At 38.0% G+C, this 9,587-nt stretch carries 9 protein-coding genes; 4 read left to right on the top strand and 5 right to left on the bottom strand.

What is annotated here, in order from left to right:
• Positions 1-66: 66 nt before the first annotated feature.
• A complete protein-coding gene (locus tag H1P_RS39070) occupies positions 67-465 on the bottom strand; it encodes a calcium-binding protein (protein WP_144873788.1) in 399 nt (132 codons plus the stop codon).
• A gap of 194 nt (positions 466-659) precedes the next feature.
• Between H1P_RS39070 and sfsA the strand changes: the two genes are divergently transcribed.
• Positions 660-1,388: a DNA/RNA nuclease SfsA gene (gene sfsA / locus H1P_RS27615; protein WP_144873786.1), complete on the top strand. Its 729-nt coding sequence runs from the start codon at positions 660-662 to the stop codon at positions 1,386-1,388.
• Positions 1,389-1,499: 111 nt separating this feature from the next.
• On the opposite strand, the gene H1P_RS27610 is transcribed toward sfsA, so the two are convergent.
• Complete coding sequence (locus tag H1P_RS27610; protein ID WP_144873784.1) at positions 1,500-2,270, bottom strand: SDR family NAD(P)-dependent oxidoreductase; 771 nt, start codon at positions 2,268-2,270, stop codon at positions 1,500-1,502.
• Between the two features lie 180 nt (positions 2,271-2,450).
• On the opposite strand from H1P_RS27610, the gene psb29 reads away from it, so the two are divergent.
• Positions 2,451-3,200 (top strand): photosystem II biogenesis protein Psp29, encoded by a 750-nt coding sequence (gene psb29 / locus H1P_RS27605; protein WP_144873790.1) that lies wholly within the window; start codon positions 2,451-2,453, stop codon positions 3,198-3,200.
• 81 nt (positions 3,201-3,281) lie between these two features.
• Here psb29 and H1P_RS27600 read toward each other — a convergent pair whose 3' ends face one another.
• On the bottom strand, positions 3,282-3,791 hold the full coding sequence (locus tag H1P_RS27600; RefSeq protein ID WP_144873782.1) for a hypothetical protein: 510 nt from the start codon (positions 3,789-3,791) through the stop codon (positions 3,282-3,284).
• A 74-nt stretch (positions 3,792-3,865) separates the two neighbouring features.
• Positions 3,866-4,468 (bottom strand): orotate phosphoribosyltransferase, encoded by a 603-nt coding sequence (gene pyrE / locus H1P_RS27595; RefSeq protein ID WP_144873780.1) that lies wholly within the window; start codon positions 4,466-4,468, stop codon positions 3,866-3,868.
• Positions 4,469-4,557: 89 nt separating this feature from the next.
• Between pyrE and H1P_RS27590 the strand changes: the two genes are divergently transcribed.
• Positions 4,558-4,929 (top strand): serine/threonine protein kinase, encoded by a 372-nt coding sequence (locus H1P_RS27590; protein WP_144873777.1) that lies wholly within the window; start codon positions 4,558-4,560, stop codon positions 4,927-4,929.
• A gap of 109 nt (positions 4,930-5,038) precedes the next feature.
• Here the strand turns inward: H1P_RS27590 and H1P_RS39065 are convergent, their stop codons facing one another.
• Positions 5,039-9,358 (bottom strand): tandem-95 repeat protein, encoded by a 4,320-nt coding sequence (locus H1P_RS39065; RefSeq protein WP_222427271.1) that lies wholly within the window; start codon positions 9,356-9,358, stop codon positions 5,039-5,041.
• On the opposite strand from H1P_RS39065, the gene H1P_RS37785 reads away from it, so the two are divergent.
• Positions 9,351-9,587, top strand: a 237-nt coding sequence (locus tag H1P_RS37785) for a hypothetical protein (RefSeq protein WP_222427270.1), incomplete at its 3' end; no start/stop codon positions are given. The genes H1P_RS39065 and H1P_RS37785 overlap by 8 nt on opposite strands.

Raw genomic sequence — 9,587 nt, 5'->3', positions numbered from 1 at the left:
TACATTCTAAGCATATTATTTCCGAACCATATCGAAAACAATTATTTTGGCTGAATTTCTTAAGGATTAACTGCTTAATGTTCCTGAATTCCTAAGTATTACATTTTGACGTGCGGAAGGTGGGTTAAGAATTCGATCGACACCAAGAGAGCCTTTATTAATTGCACCCGCAACTTCCAGAGTAATAGCTTCTCCAAGATTTCTATAGTCAACAGTGTCTTTTCCTGCTCCGCCATCTAAAAGATCGTTCCCAGAACTACCAATCAGTTTGTCTCTACCACCTTGACCTAGAAGATCGTCGTCGCCATCACCACCGTCTAAAGTGTCATTCCCAGTACCACCATTGAGAGTATCGTCGCCCTCAAGTCCCAGTAAAACGTCACGGTTTTGTCGTCCCGCGATGAGATCGTCATCTACAGTCCCTTCGAGAAAATCCGCTCTATTTGTACCATTAATTGTAGCCATGTGTTTATCCACAAATTAATAATTAACCGATTAAAGTAAGCTATTATTTTTAATGGAAAATGTCAATAATTTTACACAATCAACATAAACACCAAATATGAAGCATGAAAGTCGCTAATAATGTCATCTCTTAAATGAAATAGGTTTACTAAAGAACTACCTAAGCTATTTAATAATTATTAAAAATTTAGACTATGAATCAAGTTATTTATCAGTATCCTCTTTTAAAAACAGGTAAACTTATTCAACGTTACAAACGTTTTTTAGCAGATATTGAATTAGAAACAGGAGAAATTATTACTGCACATTGTCCGAATACTGGCCCCATGAAAGGAGTCTGTGAAACTGGCAGTTTAGTTCAAGTATCTAAAAGTGATAATCCTAAGCGAAAATTGGCTTATACCTGGGAAATGATCCGAGTAAATAATACCTGGGTAGGAGTAAATACCAATTTACCCAATAGAGTCATCAAAATTGCTTTAGAGCAAAAACTATTTCCCGAATTAAACACCAGATACGACCTGGTTAGGCGAGAAGTTCCCTATGGTCAAGACAATAAAAGTAGGATTGATTTCTTATTAACTAAAATAGATAAACCAGATATCTATTTAGAAGTTAAAAGTGCTACCTTAACCCAAGGAAGTATAGCTTTATTTCCCGATACTGTAACTACTCGCGGACAGAAACATTTGCGAGAACTAATGGCATTAATTCCTGATGCCAAACCTATGATGTTATACTTTATTAATCGAGGAGATTGCGATCGCTTTGCTCCTGGTGATAGTTACGATCCCAACTATGGCAAACTCTTACGGGAAGCTGTTAATAAAGGAGTAGAAATATTACCCTTGCGCTTTGAAATTACCCCCCAAGAAATACGCTACATAGGATTAGCAGATTTTTTACTTGAGCAACCATCCTAATATTTTTATAAGCCAAGAGTTAAGAACAACAGAGGTTTTGAGTTTTTAACTTACGAGGAAAGAATGATTTATGTCCCTAGTTACTATTTACTTTGAAAAATTGGTATCAGTTTACCAAGGTAAAAGATTACCATCCCAAGAGAAAAACTCACCACTATCTTTAAGTTCTAAATTCTTCATCACTTCTAACAATTGATTAACAGTTTTAGAAACAGGAAAAAGTTTCTCAGGAGGTACATTAGCTTGGAAAGGTTGCGACAGATTAGTATCAGTTGTCCCTGGATGTAAAGCTACCACAATCGTTTTTGGACAACGACGATTATATTCAAGGGAAATTGTTTTTAAAAACATATTCAAAGCAGCTTTAGAAGCGCGATAACCATACCACCCTCCCAAACGATTATCACCAATGCTGCCGACTTTAGCAGAAATAGCAGCAAACATACTAGAATCTTTATGACGTAGCAAAGGCATCAGATGTTTAGCTAAAAGTACTACACCAATACTATTAACTTGAAAGTAACGAATTAAATTTTCAGGAACAATTTGCCTTAAACTTTTTTCTGGCTGAAAATCTCCATCGTGAAGAATTCCCACACAATAAATTACTAAATGTATTTGTTTTGTTTGCTGACTAATTTGTTTGATTGCTGAGACAATAGAAGACTCATCAGTAATATCCATTGGGAAACCAATTAAACGGTCTTTATGATGCTCCCTTAAACTAAATAACTCGGTTGCTGACTCTTCACAACGGTAAGTAGCATAAATTTTAGTAATACTTTGATACTGTAGAAGTTGCTCGACGAAACCTAACCCAATACCACGACTTGCACCTATAACTAACACCTTAAGAGGGATTAATTCTTGTAGAACAGACATAATACTTTCCTTGGTAAACAACACTCCAATGCGGGATAACCGATCCTTTCTTTTTGATCCCGAAAATGCTTAATATTAAGTTTGGGGATACTTTAAAAACCCTTTAGTGAAAATTGCTACAAAATATAGCTACAGCTAAAAAATTATAGAATGAACGAAACTGTTACGGAAACTAAAGTTGTGACTAATGTAAAAACTGTCTCAGAGACTAAAAGAGCTTTTTATTCTCATCATCTAAAACCTATCAATTCTGTCTACAGAAGGGTTGTTGAGGAGCTAATGGTAGAAATGCACCTACTTTCGGTTAATGCTGATTTTAAACACGATCCTATTTACTATTTAGGGGTGGTTAGCTCTTTTGAGCGTTTGATGCAAGGGTATCAACCAGAAACCGATAAGGTATCTATCTTTAATGCTCTTTGTCGGGCAGTCGATCAAGAACCCGATCTTTATCGCGCTCAAGCAGAAAAACTACTTTCCGTAGCTGAATCAAAATCTCCTGATGAGTTGATCGCTTGGTTGAGTAACCCAGAGGGAGAAGAAAGTTTAGTAGCTCCCATTTCCGCCATAGCAACTAACGAAAAATTTAAGTATAGCCGTCCGTTTGCTATTGGCTTATATACTTTATTAGAAAAAGCCGATCTTGAGTTATTAAAAGATAAAGAGAAAAGTAATCAAGTCTTTGAAACCTTGGCAGAAAATTTACATCTACCAGGGGAAAAAATGACAAAAGACCTCGATTTATATCGTGGTAATTTGGATAAAATGGAGCAACTTCTCAAAGTAATGGCAGATATGTTAGAAGCTAGCCGTAAACAAAGAGAAAAACGCGCTCAAGAAAAAGAAGAACAAGAAGCCGTCAAGCAAGAAACTACAGAACAAAAAACTACCGAACAAGAAACTACAGAAAAAGAAGCTACCGAAAGTTAAATTAGTTTTTTCTGTTGATACTAAGTAGGGGTATGGCAAAGCCATACCCCTATAATATTTTTTGAATGATGCAAATTGAAATTAGATTAAACTACAAGAATTGCGATAAAACTTACTAAGTAGTACTGAGCCAAAAATCAGTTTGCTAGCTTCTAATACCCAGTAGATAACGTGCATTTTTATCATGGAGTTAGCAAATAATTCTGTGCCATTAAATTCATTAAGGGACATCCCTAAAGCACTCATTTGAGGAGTCAGAATGTAGGCATAGCAAATTGCGATCGCCATTAAACATCCTGCAATAATAATTGACTTATCAAGTTTTATTGTAGATAAATTATGACGATAATTTAACACCAAAGCACTAGCTAAAACAATAGCTGCACACAATAGCTCTACATGATTAAAAGTGCCAAAAAGTAGATAACTAGCACCAGCAAATCCAGACTCTTGCATCATTCCTGCTGATAGTAAACCAGGAATAACTAAACAATCAAAAACTAGGCTAGCACTGAGCCAAAAACCCAAAGCAAACATGGCGATCGCTTGCCAATTTATTACTCTAAAACGTCTTAAGGGAATAGTATTCATAAAATAATAGATTAATAGTATTACACTATCTACTTTAACTAATATTGTTCCCGATAAACATCACGAAAAGTAAATTAAGTTGAAGTTGCGTATCCTTGAAGTTCTTCAATTGTAAACAAAGCTTGAAACTTTAATCTTTGAGATTGATAAAGCTCTCTTCCTCCTTGGTTTCTGTCTACTAAAGAAATAATTTGTAATACTTTATATCCAGCAGCTTGTAATCTTTCTACCGCTTGTAAAGCTGATTTTCCTGTTGTTACTACATCTTCTAAAACAACAACTTCTGCCGATTTAGGTAAGCTTGGTCCTTCGATATAAGCTTGAGTACCATGTCCTTTTGCTTTTTTGCGAATAATTAAAGCAGGAATTGGTCTATCAGAAAGCGCAGATACTACACTAACCGCCGAAACAATCGGATCGGCACCCAAAGTAAGACCAGCAACAGCATCTGTTGTAGAAGGTAAAGCATTTAATATTAAACGTCCAATAATTAAAGCTCCTTCTGCTCTTAGGGTAACTTCTTTGCAGTTAATATAATAAGAGCTACGCGCCCCTGAAGATAAGACAAAATCTCCTTCGCGGTAGGCATATTTAACTATTAAATCTAATAAAGTGCTACGCAAATCTTCGTTGCTAGCAGTTAGTAAAGAAGAGCTAGAAGTAAGGTTACTATTCATAAGCTAAGTGTGTTTCCTGATGATTTTACTACTGTCGATTTGTGGATTCCTCAGTTAGAATCGAGCAGAAGTTTAACAAAATTTAAGCAATGTCTATTAAGTTTACTAAATTAAGTTCTATTCTGTTAATAACTGCTATTTCTAGTTTGTTTGCTATGGAAGCTAAAGCTGAAGAGCCAACAAACAAACCTATATCTGTAAATGATACTTTTAAAGAAGCTTATTTCGTCCATACTGGAGATAACTACCAAAATAGTAGTTTTATTGGACAGTTAAATACTATCCTGGGTTTTAAAGGATTTCCTGATAATCAAATCTCCGCAGATGGCAAGCTGATGGATATGGTTTATCAAAATGTTATCGAACAACAATCTCAAGTCGGTTCACCCATGAAAACTAGAGACTTGAGTAATCCTTATACGACATCTCTTCAAGAGAATCCTGGCTATATTGGCTATTAATTTACCCTCTATCTAAATTAATCTAATTTTTTTCTAGTTCCCCTCCTTTTAGGAGGGGTTTATAGATAGCGAATTTGTTAGTCTTACTTTCAGTCTATTTTTTACATTCTTACAACTCAATATAGAAATTATTATGAGTTAGAGCAAGATCGGGTTTCAGGCTGGCAAGTTTTTGCTGCTCGTTATCCCCCATGCCATCGCTATCGTAGAACAAATCACCACTACCAGCATCATAAATAAAGCGATGCTGGTTATTGGTCGCAGCAGTACCAACTGTAAGCATTTCACTACTGATCGTACCTGCTGTCAAATTTCCATTAAAACCAGTAGCAGAAAATACCAAAGTATCATCTTCAGGTGAGAAATCTGTAATAGTATCTACTCCTTCATGGGGACTGTTAAAGACAAAACTATCTTCTCCCGTACCGCCAACCAGGAGATCGCTACCAGCACCACCATTTAAAGTATCGTTACCCTGTTTTCCCACAAGATAGTCGTTACCATCCCCGCCTGATAATGTATCTCCATTTTCACTGACATCAATTACAGAAACGGTAAAAGCAGTCTCGACAAATTCATTTCCGCTATCAGTGGCTTTAACTGTAATGGTAGAACTTCCAATAACGTCATCTGCATAGTCTAAAGTTAATGCTTTAGTTCCATCGAGGGAAAAAACATCGAAGAACTTACCGCTAGTACCACCTTGAATAGAAGAAGATGCCCTGAGAGAATAGCCTAAGTTATCGCCGTTTTCCACATCTTCAAAATAGTCGGAGAGTTTAATAACGCTATTAGGAGCATTTTGAGTAAGGGTAAGACTGGGAATGGGATTGGTTAAAACGGGAGCATCATTTATAGGAGTGACATCAACTGATACTAATCCAGTAGCCGTTTCTGTGCCGTCGGTGACGGTGTAATTAAAACTAGCAGTACCGTAGAAGTCAGCATTGGGTGTAAATTCAATGTTCCCATATTCATTAACGGTCGCGGTTCCGTTAATAAAACTATCTACGCCACTAATACTTAGATTGTCTCCCATATCGTTACCGAGTAATTCAGTAGCGAGAATAACTACAGATGTATCTTCAACTGTGGCGATCGCATCATCAACAGCGGTAATAGAATCTTCATTTGGTGTGTTATTGACCGAATCGACTACAGAAACGTTAAAAGTAGTCTCAACAAATTCATTTTCACTATCGGTGGCTTTAACTGTAATAGTAGAAGTTCCAATCACCCCATCAGCATAGTCTAAAGTTAATGATTTAGTTGACGGATTAAAGGCGAAAAGGTCGAAGAACTTGCTACTCGTACCACCTTGAATAGAAGAACTTGCTCGAAAAGAATAGGCTAAATTATCTCCGTCTTCTACATCTTCAAAATAGTCACCAAGGCTGATTACACTGTTGGGAGCATTCTTATTAACGGTAAGATCGGGAATTGGATTAGTTACAATAGGAGCATTGTTAGCAACATTAACTACAGAAACGTTAAAAGTAGTCTCGACCGATTCATTAGCACTGTCGGTAACTTTAACCGTAATTGCAGCAGTTCCCGAAACATTATCTGCATAGCCTAAAGTTAGGGTTTTGGTATTGTCAATGGAAAAGATATCGAAGAATTGATTACTACCAGTGCTACTTTGGAAAGAAGAAATGGTTGCACTAAGGTTGTAGGCTAAGTTATCTTCATCTTCTACATCTTCAAAGTAGTCGGCAAGTTGAATAACGCTATTGGGTGCATTTTTAGCCAGGGTAAGATTGGGAATTGGATTGGTCAGAATAGGAGCATCATTAACAGCATTAACTACAACGGATACTGATGTCGTCTCATTTACTATGCCATCAGTGACAACATAATCAAAACTGGCAGTACCGTTGAAATTAGTATCGGGAACAAATTCAACGTTTCCATCTCCATTGATAACTGCGATTCCGTTAGCTGCATTGTTTACTGCAACGAGGCTTAAGCTATCTTCTAGATCGAGATTGATATCATTACCGAGTAATTCAGCAGCTAATATTGTTACGGGTGTATCTTCATTAGTAGTAACGGTATCACTGTTGGCAATAGGAGCATCATTGATGGAATTAACCACTACTTCTACAGATGCAGTTTCGCTATCAGTACCGTCGGTGACAGTATAGTCAAAACTAGCAGTACCGTTGAAGTTGGCATCGGGGGTAAACTCTATGTTTCCATCCCCATTGATAACTGCCGTTCCGTTAGTTGAATTGCTTATTTGGCTAACGATTAAGCTTTTTTCGATGTCATCATTAACATCATTGGCAAATAATTCGCTGGCTAAAATAGTTAGAGGTGTATCTTCATCAGTAGTAACAGTATCACTATTGGCAATCAAAATGTCGTTAATGGGATTGACAACAAGCTCTACTGATGCCGTGCTGCTATTCGTGCCGTCGCTGACAGTGTAATTAAAAGTAGCTGTTCCGTTGAAGTTATCGGCAGGGGTAAATTCGATGTTTCCATCAGCATTTAAGATTGCTGTTCCGCTATCTGAATTTACATTGATAATGCTAAAGTTGTCTCCTTCAACATCGCTATCATTACTGAGTAATTCAGTAGCGAGTATTGTTATCGATGTATCTTCATCAATCGCAGTAGCGGTATCGTTATTGGCAATGGGAGCGTCATTGACGGGATTCACCACAATTTCTATCGATGCTGTATCGCTATCGATGCCATCCGAGATGGTGTAATCGAAGCTAGCAATACCGTTAAAGTTAGCATCGGGAGTGAATTCAATGTCTCCGTCTGTGTTGACAATTGCAGTTCCGTTGACTACATTGTCTACGTTGCTAATGCTAAGAAGATCTCTGTCAACATCGCTGTCATTGGTAAGTAGTTCGGTAGCCAATATTGTGATGGACGTATCTTCCTCTATAGTGACAGTATCGTTATTGGCAAGAGGAGCATCGTTTACAGGGGAAACATTAACTTGTGCCAATCCAGTAAGAGTTTTCGTGCCATCCGAGACAGTGTACTCAAATATAGCAATACCGTTAAAGTCAGCATGGGGGGTAAATTCAATGTTCCCATTATCATTTAAGATGACCGTTCCATTGACTGCATCATTGATGCTACTGAAGCTCAAGCTGTCGCTATTAAGCTCGATCTCGGTACTCAGTATATCGGTAGCTAGTACCTCTAAAGTGACATCTTCATTGGTAGTAAATACATTGAATATCAAGTCACTACCTAGTGCTGACTGCTGAATAAGTTCGGCTAGTGCTACAACTTCAAAATCGAGGGTTTCTGAAGAGTCAGTTTGAGAGCCAGTAACTACTTGCTTGAATTGCTCTACTGCTTCTTGTATGTCGCCAGAAAACTCATATCTTTCAAAAGTAGTATTGTAGCCTACAGAAGATTCGACAACTTGAACGAGTAGTCTGGTTTCTAATTCGCTCGCAAGTTGAGCGAAAGTATTTCTGATTGTTTGTATCCCTGCACCACTAGGATTAGTATTGTTCCAATCACGACCGACAAATTTTTCGAGAAATTCTAGTTCAAGAGCGAAAGTACTGGAATTACCACTGCTAGAATCTACGCCATCAACACCAGCCCAGAGTAGCAGAATGGGGCGCACCAATTCACGGGCTGCTCCAATATCCCCCGAATTTACATTTTCAGCAAAAGATTCGACCGAAGCTAGCAACTCTGAATCTTTTGCCATCGCAATACGTAGGTCGGGTAAGTTGCCATAGCCTTTAAGGTTAGGCAGATTGAGAATTTGTTCGGTGATGACTACGGGTGAATTAAAGGTTGAGTTGTGGTCGTAGTAAGAATCTTGTTGGTCAAGGCTCATCCAAACATTTGCTACTTCGCGCTGCGTACCATCTGATAATTCAAAACTTGCAGTTTCATTGATTAGATGTCCTTCGTTAGTGATGTTGACGGGATTACCAACGGCATCAATTTTAGTAATGTTGAGTTCTGCAAGAGAAAAAAGTTCATTGATATCAGAACGTCCATCTTCGTCTAGGTCACGCCAGATTTGCAGTTTTGTGAAGTCAGTATCGGCGACAGTAATTTGACCGTCATTGTTACTGTCCAATTCTTGTAGTTCGGTAAAACCACTTATAGTCTGATTGCCAAACAGTTCGGAAATATCATTGATATAACCGTCATTGTTGCGATCTAGAACTAACAATCCATCATCGGATTTGAGCCAGCCAGTAGCCTCACGGAAACCATCGCCATCTATATCAAAATGAACGCCAGAGTTTTCTAAAGAAGTTAATTCGATACCGTCTCCATCTAAATCTAAGATTAGAGGGTCGTAATATCGTCGCCGAATTTGGTCTTCTGCTTCCTCAAATCCATCTTCTACGTCCTCACTGTAGGGTGGAGGTACAATTTCAATTCCAGAATCGTTACCAGGTGGAAGTCTTCGTCTTGGTATGGGCAACGACGATCCTCCGCCTCCTCCTGGTCTGTTTCCTTTGGCAGAAGCAGCGAAACCCCATCCTATAGAACCAGTAACTGTAATTATGGGTACAAGAGATTGTCCCCCTGAAATTTTTAACTCAAGTCCTGCGCCTAAACCGAAGATGGTAAGTGGAATACTAGCACTAACCGAAATAGATGCAGGCGCGTCGGCAAGTTCAGTATTACTATTTGCAGTCGTACCAAAAAAA

Origin of the sequence: Hyella patelloides LEGE 07179 (genome assembly GCF_900659865.1) — a bacterium.
GTDB classification, from domain to species: domain Bacteria; phylum Cyanobacteriota; class Cyanobacteriia; order Cyanobacteriales; family Xenococcaceae; genus Hyella; species Hyella patelloides.
This window is presented reverse-complemented; position numbering and strand designations above follow the sequence as displayed.